18 protein-coding genes are annotated in these 17,322 nt (G+C 59.2%); 15 read left to right on the forward strand and 3 right to left on the reverse strand.

The window, feature by feature from the left end; translation table 11 throughout:
- Positions 1-62 precede the first annotated feature (62 nt).
- A complete protein-coding gene (gene repB, locus IB262_RS32910; protein WP_192494385.1) occupies positions 63-1,022 on the reverse strand; it encodes a plasmid partitioning protein RepB in 960 nt (319 codons plus the stop codon).
- A 114-nt stretch (positions 1,023-1,136) separates the two neighbouring features.
- Positions 1,137-2,336, reverse strand: a complete 1,200-nt coding sequence (repA, locus tag IB262_RS32915; protein WP_192494386.1) for a plasmid partitioning protein RepA — start codon at positions 2,334-2,336, stop codon at positions 1,137-1,139.
- A 389-nt stretch (positions 2,337-2,725) separates the two neighbouring features.
- On the opposite strand from repA, the gene traI reads away from it, so the two are divergent.
- From traI to trbI, 12 genes are read left to right on the forward strand one after another with little or no spacing between them, the layout of a single operon-like run.
- Positions 2,726-3,349, forward strand: a complete 624-nt coding sequence (gene traI, locus IB262_RS32920) for an acyl-homoserine-lactone synthase TraI (protein ID WP_192494387.1) — start codon at positions 2,726-2,728, stop codon at positions 3,347-3,349.
- A 10-nt stretch (positions 3,350-3,359) separates the two neighbouring features.
- Positions 3,360-4,331: a P-type conjugative transfer ATPase TrbB gene (gene trbB, locus IB262_RS32925; protein WP_192494388.1), complete on the forward strand. Its 972-nt coding sequence runs from the start codon at positions 3,360-3,362 to the stop codon at positions 4,329-4,331.
- Entirely contained in the window at positions 4,321-4,704 is a 384-nt protein-coding gene (locus tag IB262_RS32930; protein ID WP_246802798.1) for a TrbC/VirB2 family protein, read from the forward strand. Before trbB ends, IB262_RS32930 begins: the two co-directional genes overlap by 11 nt.
- Positions 4,697-4,996 carry a conjugal transfer protein TrbD gene (locus IB262_RS32935; protein WP_192494389.1) on the forward strand — a complete coding sequence of 100 codons (300 nt, stop codon included), beginning with the start codon at positions 4,697-4,699 and terminating at the stop codon, positions 4,994-4,996. Before IB262_RS32930 ends, IB262_RS32935 begins: the two co-directional genes overlap by 8 nt.
- 9 nt (positions 4,997-5,005) lie before the next feature.
- Entirely contained in the window at positions 5,006-7,477 is a 2,472-nt protein-coding gene (locus IB262_RS32940) for a conjugal transfer protein TrbE (protein ID WP_192494390.1), read from the forward strand.
- 28 nt (positions 7,478-7,505) lie between these two features.
- Positions 7,506-8,255, forward strand: a complete 750-nt coding sequence (gene trbJ / locus IB262_RS32945) for a P-type conjugative transfer protein TrbJ (protein ID WP_246802804.1) — start codon at positions 7,506-7,508, stop codon at positions 8,253-8,255.
- Positions 8,249-8,476, forward strand: coding sequence for a DUF2749 domain-containing protein (locus tag IB262_RS32950; RefSeq protein WP_192494392.1), 228 nt, complete (start codon positions 8,249-8,251; stop codon positions 8,474-8,476). Before trbJ ends, IB262_RS32950 begins: the two co-directional genes overlap by 7 nt.
- Positions 8,470-9,660, forward strand: a complete 1,191-nt coding sequence (gene trbL, locus IB262_RS32955; RefSeq protein ID WP_192494393.1) for a P-type conjugative transfer protein TrbL — start codon at positions 8,470-8,472, stop codon at positions 9,658-9,660. Before IB262_RS32950 ends, trbL begins: the two co-directional genes overlap by 7 nt.
- A 49-nt stretch (positions 9,661-9,709) precedes the next feature.
- The gene (locus IB262_RS32960; protein ID WP_192494394.1) at positions 9,710-10,372 is read left to right on the forward strand and encodes a conjugal transfer protein TrbF; all 663 of its coding nucleotides are present in this window, start codon (positions 9,710-9,712) and stop codon (positions 10,370-10,372) included.
- Positions 10,373-10,386: 14 nt separating this feature from the next.
- Positions 10,387-11,232 (forward strand): P-type conjugative transfer protein TrbG, encoded by an 846-nt coding sequence (gene trbG / locus IB262_RS32965; protein WP_192494395.1) that lies wholly within the window; start codon positions 10,387-10,389, stop codon positions 11,230-11,232.
- Positions 11,232-11,687, forward strand: a complete 456-nt coding sequence (trbH, locus tag IB262_RS32970) for a conjugal transfer protein TrbH (RefSeq protein ID WP_192494396.1) — start codon at positions 11,232-11,234, stop codon at positions 11,685-11,687. The genes trbG and trbH overlap by 1 nt, the downstream gene beginning before the upstream one ends.
- Before the next feature lie 11 nt (positions 11,688-11,698).
- The gene (gene trbI / locus IB262_RS32975) at positions 11,699-13,006 is read left to right on the forward strand and encodes an IncP-type conjugal transfer protein TrbI (RefSeq protein WP_192494397.1); all 1,308 of its coding nucleotides are present in this window, start codon (positions 11,699-11,701) and stop codon (positions 13,004-13,006) included.
- Between the two features lie 196 nt (positions 13,007-13,202).
- Here the strand turns inward: trbI and IB262_RS32980 are convergent, their stop codons facing one another.
- Positions 13,203-14,195: a LysR substrate-binding domain-containing protein gene (locus IB262_RS32980; protein WP_192494398.1), complete on the reverse strand. Its 993-nt coding sequence runs from the start codon at positions 14,193-14,195 to the stop codon at positions 13,203-13,205.
- A gap of 610 nt (positions 14,196-14,805) precedes the next feature.
- Between IB262_RS32980 and IB262_RS32985 the strand changes: the two genes are divergently transcribed.
- The 3 genes from IB262_RS32985 to IB262_RS32995 all read left to right on the forward strand — a co-directional run bounded on the left by IB262_RS32985 (position 14,806) and on the right by IB262_RS32995 (position 17,280).
- Positions 14,806-15,543, forward strand: a complete 738-nt coding sequence (locus tag IB262_RS32985) for a transporter substrate-binding domain-containing protein (RefSeq protein ID WP_192494399.1) — start codon at positions 14,806-14,808, stop codon at positions 15,541-15,543.
- Between the two features lie 111 nt (positions 15,544-15,654).
- The gene (locus IB262_RS32990; RefSeq protein WP_192494400.1) at positions 15,655-16,353 is read left to right on the forward strand and encodes an amino acid ABC transporter permease; all 699 of its coding nucleotides are present in this window, start codon (positions 15,655-15,657) and stop codon (positions 16,351-16,353) included.
- Between the two features lie 138 nt (positions 16,354-16,491).
- Positions 16,492-17,280 carry an amino acid ABC transporter ATP-binding protein gene (locus IB262_RS32995; protein WP_192494401.1) on the forward strand — a complete coding sequence of 263 codons (789 nt, stop codon included), beginning with the start codon at positions 16,492-16,494 and terminating at the stop codon, positions 17,278-17,280.
- Positions 17,281-17,322 lie beyond the last annotated feature (42 nt).

Below are 17,322 nucleotides of genomic sequence, written 5' to 3' on the forward strand. Positions count from 1 at the left end.
TGGAACACCGTTTCGGAGGGCTTTTTCTTTGCTCTAACGATCCTTTCCTCGTTTCATCGGATCTATCGCTTCGTTTTCTTGAACGATGCGTAGATTTCAGGGAGGACCGACATGAGATAGTCCCCGAATTCCGGGGCAGCCTTTTTGTCGATCATAAGCGTGAGAGTGCGTTTGTCCTGACGGAACGATGCGGCCTTGACGCCATCGTCAGCCTGCCAGACCTCCGCTTGAGCCTTCTCTTTCTTGACCTTTTTAGGAGCAACCGCCTCGAAGACCCGGGCGAACCGCTCGTCAGAGGGGAGGGGCTTCACAGTGTCATCGGCGAGAGTTTCGCGCGCTGTAGTGATTGCGTCCTGCTTCTCCAACCGCGTTGCCAGCTCACCCCAGCGGTCTCTGCCGGTCTTAGGGGCTGCACCGATCAGCCGAATGATATCGGCCGGCAGCTGCGTCGCCGCCTGGATCAGACGGGAAAGATTGCTCTTGTCGACCGCGAGTGCTGCCATGATAACAGAGCGCTGGAAACCTTTTGCTTCGAGTTCCGCAGCGTAGAGGGCCCGTTCTATAAACGAGAGGTCCTGGCGAGCACTGTTTTCCTGCCCTTGAGCTAGGACGAGCTCATCATCGCTCAACGAGCGCACAGCTGCCTTGATTTGCAGGCCCGCCGCTTTCACTGCCTTCAGGCGACGACGCCCATAAGCGATTTGGTAGCGCCCCTCAACGGTGGGATGGGGGCGCACCAAGATCGGTACCTGCTGGCCATTCTCACGAATGTTGCGGGCAAATTCCTCGAATTGCTCGCCATCTTCATCAAGGCGATCGATCACAGCCGGTGCGTCGATCAAATCCGGGTCCAGCTCCGTAAGCGACTGAGACTTCAAAAGCTCGATCGAACGAGAAACCGCACCGATCGCGCCGCGCGGGGCGTATTGAGGGGCAGCGCTATCTCGGGAGAAAGGATCGCTTTGGCCCTGCTCATTCGACTTCGGCCCCGCGAGATCGGAAAGAAGATGTTTTCTAGCCATTTTCTGCTCCTTCGGCCGCATCGAGATATGCGAAAACAGCGAACGACTTCAGTCCGTTAGGTCTAAAGTTTCCGGCTGGCAACTTTTCGGCGCTTACCATGGGAAGCCGGGTCTTCATGACTTTCGCCCCCAAGAGGTTTGGATGAGCTGCGCGATCTCGTTGTTCACGCTGTCGAGCGACTCCATCGCGCGGTCGTAGGTTGCTCTGTGGAATTGGTCGCGACCCACTTCATAAAGGGTCTGCTTAGTGATGCCCGCGTCTGAAATCGCTGTGCTCTTGAGCATCGGATGATTGAGAACATGATCGCCAAACATCGTTCGCATGAATGAAACCATTTGGTTCTGCGGCCCGTCGCCCGGTTCGTAGCGGGTCACGAGATAGCGCATCCAGTCGTAATTCATACTGCCCCCCGCATCCGCCACGACGCTCAGCAGCTCAGACGTCATCAAGAGGAATTGGCACATCGACATGACGTCGAGCATCTGCGGGTGAACGGTTACGAGCACGGCCGTCGCAGCACAGAGCGCCGAAATGGTCAGGAATCCAAGTTGAGGAGGGCAGTCGACGACCACGACGTCATAATCGTCGGCAACTGACGCGATCGCCTCGTCCATGCGGGTGAAAAATATGTCCTTGCGATTGTTCGAACCCAGAACCTTCGCGGTGTCGTGCTCGAATTCCATGAGCTCGAGATTACCGGGAACGAGATCCAGATTTGCAAAGTAGGTCTTCTTGATGACGTCCTTTAGCGGGCGTCGTTCGCTATCATATCGAACCGCGCCATAGAGCGTCTCGTTATCTCCGAGGTCGAATTCGGGCTGAAAGCCATGAAGAGCAGACATACTCGCCTGCGGGTCAAGATCGATCGCCAAGACTCGATATCCGTTCAAAGCCAGATATTGGGCGAGGTGCGCTGCGGTTGTCGTCTTACCGCTTCCGCCCTTAAAATTGACCGCGGTGATGACCTGAAGATGCTCTTTTCCGGTTCGCCGTGGTGAATACCTACGGTCCGCTTTGCCGTTCTCGTCCAGATATTCCCGGAGTGCCTGAATGGTCTCGACAGAATAGGAACGGCGATTGTTGTTGCCGATTTCGGGCTGCGGGCCCTTGCCTTCGATGGAAAGGTGGCGAAGGTAACCGTCGTTGACGCCGATCAGCTTGGCGGCTTCGGTCGAGGAAAAGGAACGGAGCGTCTTTCGCGCTTCGGGCGGATAAAGCTTCACGCGATGCTCGTGAAGCGCGCCTGACAGATCTCGCGCGTGCGCTGCTATCAGCTTATGGATAGCTTTCTGAAGCTGGGCGGGATTCTCCACGATATCCTCTCGTACACACGGTAATTTTCGTAAACACAGCAATTTGCCGTGGATAGCACAACCGATTCCGTCGAGGTTTGCAAGAAGTTTAGGGTTAAGGAAAGGTTAACGCCGACCACTGAGCAGCAGTCTTTCGGACGCCATAGGTGAACTCCCTCTTTTTTTTCAGCGTGTTAGCACGCTTCATTGTGCGTGCCCTCCTGAAATCACCCCCCGTTTATAAACGGGGGGAGACCGCTGGATCCTACTCGCGAAAAGCCAGACTCTGACCGCGTCTACCCGCAACCCTCTCCGACTCACCCGACTCAGGGACTGTAGAATTCTACACTCCAGCACTCCGATTGTTTGTGCTCATCTCCCGCCGCCTACCGAAGATGGAGATGTTTTGCATGAGACTGCACGCAATACGTGACGCTTCCAACGACCGCGATCGGCTGCTGATCGAGCGCCATCATCGCTTGCGGGCACAGGTGTTTCAGGACCGGCTCGAATGGTCTGTCGATGTCGTCGACGGCCAGGAAGCCGACGAATACGATTCGTTGTCCCCGACTTACATCCTTGCCGTGATCGAGAACGGCACTGTTGCTGGCTGCGCAAGACTGCTCCCTGCAACGGGTCCGACGATGCTGGAACAGACCTTTCCGCAGCTTCTCGCAGCAGGCCGGCTAACGTCGCATCCAGCGATGATCGAAAGCTCCCGCTTCTGCGTCGATACCTCGATCGGAGAGGGCAGGGGAGGGGCAATTCACGACGCCACTCTCTCCATGTTTGCCGGCATAATCGAATGGGCGATGGAAAACGGCTACGACGAGATCGTCACAGCCACCGATATCCGCTTCGAGCGGATCCTCAAGCGCGCGGGTTGGCCGATGCAGCGCCTGGGTGAGCCGCAGCAGATCGGCAATACCATCGCGGTGGCCGGTTCTCTTGCCGCTGATATCGCGAGCTTCAATCGCGTGAGGCCATCCGGATATTGCTCGATGATGCCTCCCGGCCTTCGGCATGCAGCGTGAGGAGTTCGACGTGAACCAACTCCGCTCTCATCCGCGCCTGATCCGCAAACTCCAGGAGGCCCTCGGTGATCAGCTTTGCGTCGCGCTCGACGATCCCGGCGTGGTCGAGATCATGCTTAATCCCGACGGCAAGCTCTTCATCGAACGCCTTGGGCACACCATCGCCCAGGCAGGCGAGATGTCGCCGGCGGTGGCCGAAGTCGTCATCGGCAGTGTAGCACATGCGCTGCAATCGGAGGCCGACGAGGACCGCCCGATTATATCAGGCGAGCTTCCGATTGGCGGACATCGCTTCGAGGGTCTGCTTCCGCCCGTGGTTGCTCGACCGACCTTCACGATCCGGCGCCGAGCCTCACGTCTCATTCCACTCGACGACTATGTCAGATCGAACGTGATGACCGAGCGTCAGGCCGATGTCATCCGGAGTGCGATTTCGTCGCGGCTCAACATCGTCATTTCCGGCGGGACGGGGTCGGGCAAGACGACGCTCGCCAATGCGGTGATTGCCGAGATCGTCGAGAATGCGCCGGACGACCGGCTCGTCATTCTGGAAGACACGGCCGAGATCCAGTGCGCCGCCTCGAATGCCGTGGCGCTCCACACGAGCGACACGATCGACATGGCCCGCTTGCTCAAGAGCACGATGCGCCTGCGGCCCGACCGCATCATCGTCGGGGAAGTTCGCGACGGCGCAGCGCTGACGCTACTCAAGGCTTGGAACACTGGGCATCCGGGTGGCGTCACGACGATCCATTCCAACACGGCGATGTCGGCCTTGCGGCGGCTGGAGCAACTGACCGCCGAAGTCAGCCAGCAGCCGATGCGCGAGGTGATCGGTGAGGCGGTCGACCTCGTGGTTTCGATCGAGCGCACACCGAAGGGCCGCCGCGTTCGCGACGTCGTCCACGTCGATCGCTTCAACGGCACCCAATACGAAACAGAAACCTATCCGCAGATCGAAGAGGAACGCCATGTCGCGTGACCGCCATTCACTCGCTATCGCCGGCGCTCTGGCGTTTGCCCTTTGCTTTATGCTGATCGAGCCGGCATTCGCTTCCTCGGGCGGCGGCGGCTTGCCATGGGAATCGCCGCTCCAGCAGATCCAGCAGTCGATCACCGGCCCGGTTGCCGGTTTCATCGCGCTCGCCGCCGTCGCGATCGCCGGCGGCATGCTCATCTTTGGGGGCGAACTCAACGATTTCGCAAGGCGCCTTTGCTATATTGCGCTCGTCGGCGGCGTGCTCCTTGGCGCCACCCAGATCGTCGCGCTGTTCGGCGCAACCGGCGCGGTGATCGCCGGGGTTGAGACACATTCCCCGCAGGCTTTTCCGGCAGGGGAGAGCGCTCATGTCTGAGCCAGGAAGTCTTCTCGCGCGCTCGCGCATCCATCGCGCACTGTCGCGCCCGAACCTCCTGATGGGCGCAGACCGCGAGCTTGTGCTGGTTACAGCTCTTGCTGCGGTCATCCTGATCTTCGTGGTGCTGACCTGGTATGCGGCAATCTTTGGCGTTGCGATCTGGCTCATTGCCGTCGCCGCGCTGCGCATGATGGCAAAGGCCGACCCGCTGATGCGCAAGGTCTATGTCCGCCATATCAAATACAAGAGCACCTACCGCGCGACATCGACGCCGTGGCGCCGGTACTGAGGGGCGGCCATGGTGTCTCTGGCGCGTTTCCGGCAAACCGGCCCGTCCTTCTCCGATCTCGTCCCCTATGCGGGACTGGTCGCCAATGGCGTGATGCTGCTGAAGGACGGCTCGCTGATGGCCGGCTGGTATTTCTCAGGGCCTGACAGCGAGAGTTCGACGGACGCCGAGCGCAACGAGGTTTCGCGTCAGATCAATGCAATCCTGTCACGACTTGGTTCCGGCTGGATGATCCAGGTCGAGGCGATCCGAGTGCCTGCGACCGACTATCCCGCAAGTGGCGCCGGTCATTTCCCCGATCCGGTCACGCGTGCGATCGATGCAGAACGGCGGGCACACTTCGAGCGGGAGAGCGGGCATTTCGAGAGCCGGCACGCGCTGATCCTGACCTGGCGGCCGCCGGAGCCGCGGCGATCGGGCCTGGCGCGCTACGTCTATTCCGATGCGGGGAGCCGCTCGGCCAGTTATGCCGATACAGCGCTCGACAGCTTTCGGACCTCAGTTCGAGAGGTCGAGCAATATCTCGCCAATGTCGTCACCATCCGCCGAATGGTGACGCAGGAGACAGAGGAGCGCAGCGGTTTTCGCGTCGCGCGCTATGACGAGCTGTTCCAGTTCGTCCGCTTCTGCGTGACGGGGGAGAACCACCCGGTCCGGTTGCCCGATATGCCGATGTATCTCGATTGGCTGGTCACCGCCGAACTTCAGCACGGGCTGACGCCGACGGTCGAGAACCGCTTTCTCGGCGTTGTCGCGATCGACGGTCTTCCGGCGGAGAGCTGGCCGGGCATCCTCAACGCACTCGACCTGATGCCGCTGACCTATCGCTGGTCCTCCCGTTTCGTCTTCCTCGATGCCGAGGAGGCGAAGGCTCGGCTGGAGCGCACCCGCAAAAAGTGGCAGCAGAAGGTCCGGCCGTTCTTCGACCAACTCTTCCAGACGCAAAGCCGCTCGGTCGACCAGGACGCCATGCTGATGGTGGCCGAGACCGAGGACGCCATCGCCGAGGCATCGTCGCAACTCGTCGCCTACGGCTACTACACGCCGGTCATCGTGCTGTTCGACGAAGACCACAGCCGGCTTCTTGAGAAGTGCGAAGCAATCCGGCGGCTCATCCAGTCGGAAGGCTTTGGCGCCCGCATTGAGACGTTGAACGCCACCGACGCTTTCCTCGGTAGTCTGCCTGGCGTCTCCTACGCCAATATCCGCGAGCCGTTGGTCAACACGCGCAATCTCGCCGATCTCATCCCGCTGAACTCGGTCTGGTCGGGAAGTCCGACCGCACCTTGCCCGTTCTACCCGCATGGGAGCCCGCCGCTGATGCAGGTCGCCAGTGGCTCGACGCCGTTCAGGCTCAATCTCCACGTCGACGATGTCGGACATACGCTGATCTTCGGCCCGACCGGCTCGGGCAAGTCCACCCTGCTGTCGCTGATCGCCGCGCAGTTCCTCCGCTATGCAGGTGCGCAGGTTTTCGCCTTCGACAAAGGCCGATCGATGCTGCCGCTGACGCTTGCGATCGGCGCTGACCACTACGAAATCGGTGGCAATGGTCCCGAAGACGGAAAAGGCACATCGCCGCAGCTCGCCTTCAGCCCGCTTGCCGAGCTGTCGTCCGACGGCGACCGCGCCTGGGCGTCGGAATGGATCGAGACGCTGGTGGCGCTGCAGGGCGTGACGATCACTCCGGATTACCGCAACGCCATCTCACGCCAGATCGGCCTGATGGCGCAATCGCGCGGCCGGTCGCTTTCAGATTTCGTCAGCGGCGTGCAGATGCGCGAGATCAAGGAGGCATTGCACCATTACACGGTCGATGGACCGATGGGACAGTTACTGGACGCAGAGGAAGACGGACTGGCGCTTGGCGCATTCCAGTGCTTCGAGGTCGAGGAGTTGATGAATATGGGCGAGCGCAACCTCGTACCCGTGTTGCTCTATCTGTTCCGCCGGGTCGAGAAGCGGCTGACAGGAGCCCCCAGCCTCATCATCCTCGATGAAGCCTGGCTGATGCTCGGCCATCCCGTCTTCCGCGACAAGATCCGCGAATGGCTGAAGGTGCTGCGTAAGGCCAACTGCGCCGTCGTGCTCGCCACGCAGTCGATCTCCGATGCCGAGCGATCGGGCATCATCGATGTCCTCAAGGAAAGCTGCCCGACCAAGATCTGCCTGCCGAACGGGGCGGCACGCGAAACGGGGACGCGGGAGTTCTACGAGCGCATCGGCTTCAATCCCCGCCAGATCGAGATCGTCGCGACCGCCCAGCCAAAGCGCGAATACTACGTCGCCTCGCCGGAAGGCCGGCGTCTCTTCGACATGGCGCTCGGTCCCATCGCGCTCTCCTTCGTCGGCGCTTCCGGCAAGGACGATCTGGCGCGCATCCACGTCCTTCACTCCGAACATGGGGCCGACTGGCCCGTCCATTGGCTCCAGCAGAGGGGGATCGCCCATGCGGCATCGCTTGTTCAGAACGCCAGTTAGTGGGCTCGCCGCGATCGCGACCGCATTCATGGTCCTGCCGGCCGCAACGACCACGGTTCACGCCGGCGGCGTCACCGGCGAGGCGACCGAATTCACCCAGATCGCCAACAACACAGAGCTGATGAGCCTCGTCGGCAAGTCGGCCGAGCAGGTGAACAATCAGATCACCCAGATCAACCAGCTGGCGGAGCAGATCCAGAACCAGCTGCGTATCTACGAGAACATGCTGCAGAACACTGCGCAGTTGCCGGAGCATATCTGGGGCCAGGTCGAGAACGACCTGAAGCAGCTACAGAGCATCGCGGCGCAGGGACAGGGCATCGCCTTTTCGATGGGTAATGTCGACGACGTCCTCGGCCAGCGTTTCCAGAGCTTCGCCGACTTCAAGACCACTTTGCCGAACAATGAGAGCTTCTCGTCCACCTACCAGACCTGGTCGACCACCAATCGCGACACGATCGCCGGAACGCTGAAGACGGCCAACCTGACGGCCGAGCAATTCTCCAGCGAGGAATCGACCATGTCGTCGCTGCGCTCGATGTCGGAGTCGGCCGACGGGCAGATGAAGGCATTGCAGGTCGGGCATGAGATCGCCGCGCAGGAGGTGGGTCAGCTTCAGAAGCTGCGTGGGCTCGTCTCGCAGCAGATGACCATGATGGGGACCTGGTATCAATCGGAGCAGGCAAGACAGGATCTCGCGCAGGCGCGGCGAGAAGAGTTCTTCAAACCGCAAACGCCGAGCATGACGGGCGGACAGGAGATGAAACCGAGATGGTGATGTCCAGGCTACAAATCACAATCATCGCTCTCTTCATTGCTTCCGCCGCCGGCGGGCTCATCTGGTTGGTCATCCCCGCAATACAAGCCGATCGGCCGGTCGATGCCGCTCCGGCTGGATCGCACGGCATTGGTGACCGCCAGCAACGGGCAAAGGAGTTCTTTGGGGAGAAGCGCGAATACGATCTGAAGGGCGGGCAGGAGATGCGCCCGAGATGGTAAAATTCGCTCTATCGCCGCGAGGATTGCTGACTGCGTACGGCGTTCTGCTCGTTTGCCTGCTGGGTGCCGGGCCGGCCCATGCTCAGGAAGGTAGCGTACTGACCGAACTGGAAAACCAGATCGTTACCGCCGCAAAAGGCTGGGAGACGACGGTCATGAACGCAGCGCGGTCGCTGTTCTGGATTCTTGCGGGGATCGAAGTCGGGATCGCCGCCGTCTGGCTTGCGATCAACGCCGCATCGCTCGATGCCTGGTTCGCCGAACTCGTCCGGCGCATCATGTTCATCGGCCTGTTCGTCTTCATACTCGAACAGGGTCCGACTGTCGCAAAAGCTGTCGTCGATAGCCTCTATCAGCTCGGCGCCGGTTCGGGTTCGGCGTCGCCTGCCAACGTCTTTAACGCGGGCCTGACGGTCGCATCGAAGATGTCGGAGAAGATCAGCTTCGGCCTGTTCGAAGACAATGCGCTGGCGCTTTCGGCAGCACTTGCGATGATCGTCAGCGTGATCGCATTTTCGCTCGTCGCCGCGATCTTCATCTCCGTTCTGGTCGAGATGTATGTCGGCCTGCTCGCGGGCATGATCATGCTCGGTCTCGGCGGCAGTTCCTACACCAAGGATTTCGCGGTCCGCTATCTCGTCTACGCCTTCTCGGTCGGAATGAAGCTGATGGCACTGGTGATGATCGCAAAGATCGGCTCGGATGTGCTGATCGGCCTCGCCAGCAGTCCGACCGTCGGCGACGATTACCAGACGGCGCTGGCGATCGCCGGCATCGCCGTCGTCGTCTTCGTGATTGCCATGTACGTGCCTAACATCATGCAGGGCGTCGTCCAGGGCGTCTCGGTCACCGGCGGCATGGAGACTATCCGCCATGGCTCGCAGGCCGCAAGCTTTGCGGCTGCAGCGACCGTCGGCACGGCCTCGCTCGGTATGGGCGGCGCAAAGGTGGGCGCCGCAGCCTATGCCGACGCCCGATCGACCGGTTCTTCGATGGCAGGTGCTGCCCTCAAGGGCATGGCGAGCGGCATCGGGGCCGCAGGCGGCGCTCTTGCGTCAGCGGCACGCGACCAGGCGATGGGCGGCCGCGGCACCTACGGCACATCGACGCTGGGGCTTGCCAACGCGAAACTCGAAGAGTCGCGCAAATCTGCGCTCGCGCCCAAAAGCTCATCCGGGAAATAGGGGTACGACATGAGACGACAGGAATTCGCAACAGCGGCGGGGAGGGCGCATGGCATCGCACGACGTACCCGATAACCCCTATCTCGCGGCAAGACAGGAATGGAACGAGCGCTACGGCTCCTACGTTCAGGCGGCCCGCGCCTGGCGAATTGTTGGCATCACGGGCATGCTGATGGCGGTGATCGGCTTCTCCTATGCGCTCTTCCAGAGTACGCAGGTCAAGCTGGTCCCCTACATCGTCGAGGTCGACAAGTTGGGCACGGCGGCCAATGCCGGCTTTCCGCAACAGATCGAATATGCCGATCCGCGCGTGGTGCGCGCAACGCTTGGCGGTTTCATCACGAACTTTAGGTCCGTCACGCCCGACGCGGTCGTCCAGAAACAATATATCGACCGCACCTATGCACTCCTGCGCACGGGTGATCCTGCGACGGAGAAGGTGAACAGCTGGTTTCGGGGAAATTCGCCGTTCGAGAAGGCGAAGAACGCCACCGTTGCGATCGAGGTCAACAACATCGTCGCCCTTTCGAACCAGTCCTACCAGATCGACTGGACGGAATATGAGCGTGACCGGAAGGGCAAGGAGACGGCTGTCCGACGCTTTCGTGGCGTCGCCACCGTGACGCTTACGCCGCCGCAGGACGAGGCCGTCATCCGGCTCAATCCCCTCGGGCTTTACGTCCGCGATTTCGACTGGACTGCGCAGCTTTGAAAGGCATGGCCGCAATGAAGATGAGAACCAGAACCATCCGGGCCGCCCTTGCAATCGCCGCCCCTGCCGCCCTCGCAGTGCTCCCCGCGTTCCCCCCCATCGCCTTCGCCCAGAGTATGAGCGCCAACGAGGCGAAGGGCGCGAATATCTCCGGACAATGGCGCGGCAAGAACGGGCTCGTCACAAGAGGGACCGACGGCAAGGTCGTTTTCCTGTTCGGTGAGGTGCAGCCCTCGGTGGTCTGCTCGCCCCTGCAGGTCTGCGACATCGAGCTTCAGGCCGGTGAAATCGTCCGCGACGTCCTGGTCGGCGATACCGTGCGCTGGAAGGTCGAGCCGGCCACTTCAGGCGCCGTCGGCGGGCAGGCGATTCACCTGATCGTCAAGCCGGCCGAGCCAGGCCTTGTCACATCCATGGTGGTGACGACGTCGCGCCGCACCTATCATATCCAGCTCAAATCGCATCCCACGCAGTATATGGCGCGTGTCGGGTTCGAATATCCCGAGGATGTTTCCACAAAACTGGCAGACATCAACGCTCGGCTGGAAGCAAGCACGATCCCCGGCGCCGGCGTCCCAGCCGAGCAGTTGAACTTCGGATACTCGGTCTCAGGCGGCGCGAGCTGGCGGCCGACGCGGGTCTACACCGACGGGACGAAGACCTATATCCAGTTCCCAAAGTCCATGTCCTCCCAGGACGCCCCGGTTCTGTTCGTCGTCTCGGGCGGCGAGAACCGCATCGTCAATTACCGCATGCGGAACGGCATGATGGTGGTCGACTACACAATCGATCGCGCTGTGCTGGTGTCCGGGGTCGGTTGGAAGCAACAGAAGGTGACGATCAAGCGGGGAGGGCGGTGATGCGGTTTTCATCCAGGATCCGCGCCATGGCGATCGCCGCAACTGTCTCAGTCTTCCTCTCCGGTTGCCAGTCTTCCGGCGTGCACGGGCTGACTGTAAGCAATGCGCCGCCGGAGCTTTCCGGGCCGGCCGCGAGCGCCATCGCTGGCGACATGGTCAGCCGGCTCGCCGAGCAGATCGGACAGGGAAAGGTGACGGTCGCTCTCGAACAGGACAACTCGCCGTTTGGCCAGGCGCTGGAAAGCGCATTGAAGGGATGGGGCTATGCGGTGGTGACCGACCAGAAGACGGACGGAAAGGAAAAGCTCGTCACGCTCACCTATGGGATCGAGCCGTTCGAGGGACAGGTACTCGCGCGGTTGTCGACCACCGGCGTCGAGATCGGACGCGCCTACAGCATCACCGCCGCGGGTGCTGCACCGGCAAGTCCGCTTTCGGTGATGCAGCGCGGATAGGGGAGGGATAGATGGTCCAATCGTTACAGCTCGGCGGAGCCTCGAACAACAACCAGTCCTCCGGCATGCGTCGGGTCAACCGCCTGCCGGTCATCATCGTGATCGTCCTTGCCGTTCTCTTCCTCGCCGTCATCTTCTTCGGACTGGCGGGAAGGGGGCTCTACTTCGGCAAGGATGCGGGCATCGACCAGTCGATGGGTACGCCGGCTTCCACCTATGCGGACCAGTTGAAGCAGGGCGTGACCGACGGCATTATCGGCGAGCCGCAGCAGACGCAGAATTTCCAGCCGACGCCCGTCGAGACCAGACAGGAGACGAAGAAAAACCCCTTCAGCGCCCAGCCGACGACAACGGTGGAAGAGAAGAAAAGCGAACTTGAACCGGATGGGGTCTGGCGCGCACGGCTCCAGCGCGAGCAGGAAGAGCAGTATCTGCGTGAGCGACAGCGTCAGCGTATGGCAAGGCTGCAGGCGAATGCCGCCGCTTATGATGCGCCGCTCGCTCTCGATCGAAGCAAGCTCGAGGCGAATTCCGAGGTGGCGGCGGATCGGTTCAATACGGTCAACGCCCAGAACAGTGCGTCTTCGACCAGCATGTCGGATTTCTATTCCGCCGCTCTGAGAAACGGCCTTGGTGGGCAGAACGTCGATCCGAACGGCCAGACCTCGAAGGAGAGTTTCTTCAACGCCGACATCAGGGAACCGGGCTATCTGCCGAACCAGGTGCTACCGCAGCAATCGCAATATGAGCTCAAACGTGGGTCGGTCATACCGGCGACGCTGATATCAGGCATCAACAGCGACCTTCCCGGCCGCATCATCGCGCAGGTGAGCCAGAACGTCTACGACAGTGCTACAGGACACCGCCTTCTCATTCCGCAGGGTACGAGGCTCTTCGGCCGCTACGACAGCAAGGTCTCGTTTGGCCAGAGCCGGGTGCTCGTCGTCTGGACCGATATCATCTTCCCCAACGGTTCGACGTTGCAGATTGGCGGTATGGCCGGCACGGATGCCCAGGGCTATAGCGGCTTCAACGACAGGGTGAATAATCACTATCTGAAGACTTTCGGCTCGGCAGTCTTGATTGCCCTGATCGGGACAGGCATCGACATGGCGGTCCCGCAGAGTTCGACCTTGGCGACGCAGGACACGGCTTCTGATGCAGCGAGGAGAAACTTCGCGGAGACCTTCGGGCGCGTCGCAGATCGGACGATCCAGCGCAACATGGATGTCCAGCCGACCCTCGAGATCAGGGCCGGCTACAAGTTCAACGTTCTTGTCGACCATGACATTGTTTTCCCCGCTGCTCAGTTGAGATAGGCGCCGCCATGTCACGATCATCGCAACTCCAGACTCCAGAAAGATCTGTTTCGACCCGAAAGTGAGGCTGTTCGCGACGATAGCGGGAACGGCTTTGCTATTCATGACCGTTCCCGGCACTAGCCAAGCGCAGTACACTTCCGACGGAATGAGCCTCATAGAATTCAATCGGACGTCCGAAAGAATCATGGACCTGTTAGGCCAATGGATTACGTATCCACGGTCCGGGTTCTGTGAGCTTCCCAAAAGCTTTCTCGCCCTCAAAGCTATCAAACGCCCCGAACCGGCGCATGAGTCCGTAAAGAAAAGAGGTTGCCATCTCGTGAGAGGTTGACCGGAAGGTTGCAACAAGACCGGTAATTGGCGAAGTGGGCGCGTAGATCATCATTGTCTTAAAGCTGATCTGCGGCAGGAATGGCCGAACGACAATGCTATGAGGCTCAACACATTCCAGGCAATACGGATTGATGAGTCCGACACCGAGACCCTGTTGAACGAACTGGCAGATCGTCAGTGCGAAATGCGTTTCCGCGACAATTTTCCGCGATATGTGTTGCCGATCGAAAATTTGATCAATGCGCCGTCTGCCACGATCAGCATGAGACAGCGAGATAAAGGGCTGCTCAGCCAAGTCGTTGGGGTGAATGACGGCCCTGTTCGAAAGTTCGTGACCTTTCGGAAGGACACACACGGCCGGGGGCATCGCAAACTGCTCGGCGAAGACTCCAGATATATCGACCTCATCCGCAACAAAGCCAATGTCAAGATGGCCCGCAGCGACCAGATCTCGCACAATGTCCGAGTTTGCAGGTTCCAAATTGACTATTGCTTGAGGATGCGCCTTATGAACTGCGCCAACGACGTAGGGGACGAACGAGAAGCTCATCGCGGGCAAAGCGCCGATTTTTAGGGGTTGTGCCCTGAAGTTGCGGATATCCTCCGCGACCGCTCCGAGGCTCCCCAATGTCTGGAATGCTCTGTTCACGGCAGAGTGAAACAGCTCCCCTTCACGCGTCAAAATCAGACGCCCGTTGCTGCGTTTGAACAACTTAAGCTTGGTCGAATGCTCAAGATGTTTGATCAACCGGCTAACTGCAGGCTGAGAAATACCAAGTATCTCAGCCGCGCGCGTCGTCGCTCCCATTAGAACGACGGCGTGGAAAGCTTCGAGCTGCCTATGTTGGATCATGGCTATAACATTTTCGAATAGACTGCGTCTCATACGCTATTTGTAGTGGTAGCGCAATCGCCCTACGGTTTGGGTCGGGAACGGTCTGAAGCCAAAAAAACAACAACGGCGTCAGGCCTTAAAAGCAAATCTTCACCAATACTGAGAAAGCCAGCTCGGCCAATCGTCTGTCGCAACATCTCACTCTTAACAGCGGGAGAACATCCGGATCGAGACTGGTGGTGCCAGAGGCGTAAGCGACGCTGACCAAAGGCCGGAAGCCTCGTTCACGCGATTTAACAGATGGATACATCGCGGCTGCGGACATCGCGATTACTCCTGCTGATACTCAAGGGGCCACGCACAGAGTCAATCCACGTGTCTGGGAGCAAATGCCGGGGAACTCGAATTTGCCGAGAGCTGCGTAAAGAGCGGGTTTCAAAACTCTATCGGCGAATGCAAGCAATTGTCGATGAGAACTGGCGGGTCTCCTGCCGCAATTTAGCAAACAAAGAGAGGAACTGCAGTGTCTAAACAGAAAAACTTGTCATCCGTCTGCTTCGCAATAGGACTGCTCACACTTACTACGGAACTCGCCTCCGCGGCTTGCCTCCCGGCTCCGGAAAGCTTGGTGAAGCCAGGCTTTTTGACGATTGGCACCAATTTCGCGGGACCCCCAATGGGATTTCTGGACGGAACGACACCCAGCGGATTCGACAGTGATCTGGTCTCACAGATCGCCGAGAGAATGTGCCTGAAACCCGAATTTGTCGATTTGACATTCACCGGCCTGTTCCCGGGTCTTCTGGCCAAGAAGTTTGACATCATCGCCGCCCGTGTTGGCATTACTGAAGAGCGCCAGAAGCAGTTCGATTTCGTTCCGGTTTTCAAAGGTGGTCTTCGTCTGGTCGTCAACAAAGGAAGCGAACTGAGATTTAAGACGGAGAGCGACGTCTGCGGACACGACACGGCTATCGTGGCAGGGTCGACCCAGATGGCGGCTTTGGAACGCGTGAAGAGCGAGTGCCCCTCCGACAAGCCCATGACCATGAAGACGTTTACCAATCAAATCGAGGCCATGAATGAGGTCGCAAAGAAATCAGTTAGCGCTGCGTATGTCGATTGGCCACTCGCAGCATATGTGATTCAGCAGCGGCCGAACGACTTCATCGAAGCGAGCCCGGTCCTCAGTGGAAAGGGGCCTAACACCGAGCGCAATCGCAACGGTCTCGTGGTGCGCAGGGGTGAAAAGTCGACACAGGATGCGCTTTCGGCGGCGTTCGACGCCATCCTCGCTGACGGAAGCTATGACAGGCTCCTGGCGAAATGGAACCTCGCAGACGGTGATATCCGCAAGAAGGGCGACTGATCGGATTTGATGTGATCCCTCCGCGGCAGCAGGGCCTGTCCGGAGGGATCATACCCAAAACCTTCGAGTGATCGATCAGCATACTATTGCACCCACAAAGGAGTGGCGGCTTTGCATTTTGATGCAACTTACTTCTGGAATCTCTTGTTCTCCACGCAATTCCTTAAGCCGGTGCTGACCGTCGTTTGGATTGCTGCCGTTTCGATGATCATCGGCACCTTCATCGGAACTATCGGTGGTATCATCCTGACATCACCATGGGTTGGCCTTCGTAGAATTGTCAGCACTTACGTTGCCACTATTCGCGGAATTCCCGTCCTTGTCCAAATCGTTTTTTGGTACAACGGCCTCTCGGCACTCACTGACAATGCAATTAATCTCCCCGCAGTGGTCGCGGGAATTGTCGCCCTTGGAATTAACGAAGGTGCCTACATGACCGAAATCGTCCGATCGGGCATCCAATCGGTCGAGCGTGGTCAAAGGGAAGCCGCACAGGCGCTAAGTTTGAGCTATCGGTCAATGATGACGAAGGTCATTCTTCCGCAGGCGGTCAGAATTGCGATCCCCCCCGCCGGCAACCAGGTCATAAATCTGATCAAGAATACTTCCCTCCTGTTTACTATCGCTATTCCTGAGATCTTCGCTACAGGGACAAATATCTTTAGTATGAACTTCAAATACTTTGAGGTCATCGCAGTCGTTGCGATCTGGTATCTTCTGTTGGCTTTGGGTTACGGCCTGATGCAGAAAGCGCTTGAACGCCATTTTGGCAAAGGACGGATCGGGCTGTTCGGGGGGACCGCGGCGTGATGAACGTCTCGTACGCCAACTTCCGTTCCACAATACAGCCCGTCTCGGCGAGCACTATTTTCCGGCGAACTTTCAATGGAACCATTGCTTGTGTGTGCGCAACAACTGCCTCACGGCGAATAATCCAGAGGTGACGAAATGAGTAATTCAAACCCGTATGCGACTGAGCAATCGACGTCGTCGAGCGATGGCGGACCAAGTGAAGTCATCGCATTAAAGGGCGTGAACAAGCATTACGGGCAGCATCACGTTTTGAAAGACGTCTCGCTTTCAGTCAAAAGCGGTGAGAAGATCGTGATATGCGGTCCATCAGGCTCCGGTAAATCAACGCTTATCCGTTGCATCAACGGGCTGGAGCGGCATCAACAGGGGGAAATATCTGTCGAGGGTGTCGTCCTTGCCGATCGCACCTTGCGGCACATCAGACGTGAAGTCGGGATGGTTTTCCAGTCCTTCAACCTCTTCCCGCATCTGACTATCCTCGAAAATTGCACGTTGGCTCCCATGGAGTCGCGCAAGCTTTCACGAGCAGAAGCCGAATCTCGAAGCCTTGATTATCTGGCGCGTGTGCGGATCTCCGAGCAAGCTCATAAATATCCTGCACAATTGTCCGGAGGACAGCAGCAGAGGGCGGCCATTGCGCGAGCGCTTTGTATGCAACCGCGCATCATGCTGTTCGACGAGCCGACCTCTGCACTTGATCCTGAGATGATCTCGGAGGTGCTCGATACGATGTCCGAGCTCGCATCCTCTGGCATGACGATGGTCGTCGTCACGCACGAAATGGGCTTTGCCGAGAGGATCGCCGATCGGGTGGTGTTCATGGACGGGGGGAGAGTCGCAGAAGAAGGGCCTCCACAACAAATTTTCAAGCAGCCCAAAACCGAGCGCTTGGCGCTATTCCTGAACCGCATCCTCACCCATTAGCGTGACAGCCAACAATAGCGGCTCCGCCATATCTAACTTCGC

The sequence above is a fragment of the Ensifer sp. ENS02 genome (assembly GCF_014851885.1).
GTDB lineage: Bacteria > Pseudomonadota > Alphaproteobacteria > Rhizobiales > Rhizobiaceae > Ensifer > Ensifer adhaerens.

Excerpts from the sequence above, each read along its gene's own strand:
- repB (WP_192494385.1), bottom strand. The coding sequence starts at position 1,022 with ATGGCTAGAAAACATCTTCTTTCCGATCTCGCGGGGCCGAAGTCGAAT.
- traI (WP_192494387.1), top strand. The coding sequence starts at position 2,726 with ATGAGACTGCACGCAATACGTGACGCTTCCAACGACCGCGATCGGCTG.
- IB262_RS32930 (WP_246802798.1), top strand. The coding sequence starts at position 4,321 with ATGTCGCGTGACCGCCATTCACTCGCTATCGCCGGCGCTCTGGCGTTT.
- IB262_RS32935 (WP_192494389.1), top strand. The coding sequence starts at position 4,697 with ATGTCTGAGCCAGGAAGTCTTCTCGCGCGCTCGCGCATCCATCGCGCA.
- IB262_RS32940 (WP_192494390.1), top strand. The coding sequence starts at position 5,006 with ATGGTGTCTCTGGCGCGTTTCCGGCAAACCGGCCCGTCCTTCTCCGAT.
- trbJ (WP_246802804.1), top strand. The coding sequence starts at position 7,506 with ATGGTCCTGCCGGCCGCAACGACCACGGTTCACGCCGGCGGCGTCACC.
- IB262_RS32950 (WP_192494392.1), top strand. The coding sequence starts at position 8,249 with ATGGTGATGTCCAGGCTACAAATCACAATCATCGCTCTCTTCATTGCT.
- trbL (WP_192494393.1), top strand. The coding sequence starts at position 8,470 with ATGGTAAAATTCGCTCTATCGCCGCGAGGATTGCTGACTGCGTACGGC.
- IB262_RS32960 (WP_192494394.1), top strand. The coding sequence starts at position 9,710 with ATGGCATCGCACGACGTACCCGATAACCCCTATCTCGCGGCAAGACAG.
- trbG (WP_192494395.1), top strand. The coding sequence starts at position 10,387 with ATGAAGATGAGAACCAGAACCATCCGGGCCGCCCTTGCAATCGCCGCC.
- trbH (WP_192494396.1), top strand. The coding sequence starts at position 11,232 with ATGCGGTTTTCATCCAGGATCCGCGCCATGGCGATCGCCGCAACTGTC.
- trbI (WP_192494397.1), top strand. The coding sequence starts at position 11,699 with ATGGTCCAATCGTTACAGCTCGGCGGAGCCTCGAACAACAACCAGTCC.
- IB262_RS32980 (WP_192494398.1), bottom strand. The coding sequence starts at position 14,195 with ATGATCCAACATAGGCAGCTCGAAGCTTTCCACGCCGTCGTTCTAATG.
- IB262_RS32995 (WP_192494401.1), top strand. The coding sequence starts at position 16,492 with ATGAGTAATTCAAACCCGTATGCGACTGAGCAATCGACGTCGTCGAGC.